Below are 1647 nucleotides of genomic sequence, written 5' to 3' on the forward strand. Positions count from 1 at the left end.
TTGTAGTTACAATGTCAATCACTGTATCCTCATCACTTGGGTTACTTAAGGTTACAGGAACTGTTGCTGTACCAGCATCTTCATTCACTACTACATCTTCGATAGTTACCGTTGGTAGACCATCGTTGTCTATAATAGTTACTGTCCCACTTGGATCTGTATTATCAGTGTTACCACTTGTTACTGTTCCGTCTACTGTGAAAATCTCATCGTCTTCATCTGTCGTATCTTCCGTAATTGGAACAACTACTTCTCCTTCAGTCTCTCCTGCAGGAATCGTTACCGTTACAATAGTTTCTTCAAAATCATCCTCACCAGCTGTACCCGTTGTAGTTACAATGTCAATCACTGTATCCTCATCACTTGGGTTAGTTAATGTTACAGGAACTGTTGCTGTACCAGCGTCTTCATTCACTACTACATCTTCGATAGTTACCGTTGGTACACCATCGTTGTCTATAATAGTTACTGTCCCACTTGGATCTGTATTATCAGTGTTACCACTTGTTACTGTTCCGTCTACTGTGAAAATCTCATCGTCTTCATCTGTCGTATCTTCCGTAATTGGAACAATTACTTCTCCTTCAGTCTCTCCTGCAGGAATCGTTACCGTTACAATAGTTTCTTCAAAATCATCCTCACCAGCAGTACCCGTTGTAGTTACAATCTCGATAACTGTATCCTCATCACTTGGGTTACTTAAGGTTACAGGAACTGTTGCTGTACCAGCGTCTTCGTTAACTACTACATCTTCGATAGTTACCGTTGGCACACCATCATTGTCTATAATAGTTACTGTTCCACTTGGATCTGTATTATCAGTGTTACCACTGGTTACTGCTCCATCTACTGTGAAGATCTCATCGTCTTCATCTGTCGTATCCTCTGTAATTGGAACAACTACTTCTCCTTCAGTCTCTCCTGCAGGAATTGTTACCGTTACAATAGTTTCTTCAAAATCATCCTCACCAGCTGTACCCGTTGTAGTTACAATGTCAATCACTGTATCCTCATCACTTGGGTTACTTAAGGTTACAGGAACTGTTGCTGTACCAGCATCTTCATTTACTACTACATCTTCGATAGTTACCGTTGGTACACCATCATTGTCTATAATAGTTACTGTTCCACTTGGATCTGTATTGGCAGTGTTACCACTTGTTACCGTTCCGTCTACTGTGAAGATCTCATCTTCTTCATCTGTAGTATCTTCTGTAATTGGAACAACTACTTCTCCTTCAGTCTCTCCTGCAGGAATGGTTACCGTTACAATAGTCTCTTCAAAATCATCCTCACCAGCTGTACCCGTTGTAGTTACAATGTCAATCACTGTATCCTCATCACTTGGGTTAGTTAATGTTACAGGAACTGTTACTGTACCAGCGTCTTCATTTACTACTACATCTTCGATAGTTACCGTTGGAGCATCATCGTTATCTGTAATCGTTACATCTCCGCTTGGATCTGTATTGGCAGTGTTACCACTTGTTACTGTTCCATCTACTGTGAAGATCTCATCGTCTTCATCTGTCGTATCCTCTGTAATTGGAACAATTACTTCTCCTTCAGTCTCTCCTGCAGGAATGGTTACCGTTACAATAGTCTCTTCAAAATCATCCTCACCAGCTGTACCAGTCGTAGTTACAA

At 40.9% G+C, this 1647-nt stretch carries 1 protein-coding gene; it reads right to left on the reverse strand.

The genetic code is table 11. The features are described from left to right. Nucleotides 1–1647: Calx-beta domain-containing protein (locus ACJJVU_RS00005; RefSeq protein ID WP_405220859.1), on the reverse strand; the 1647-nt coding region annotated here is incomplete at both ends.

The sequence above is a fragment of the Dokdonia sp. Asnod1-B02 genome, from assembly GCF_045063955.1.
GTDB lineage: Bacteria > Bacteroidota > Bacteroidia > Flavobacteriales > Flavobacteriaceae > Dokdonia.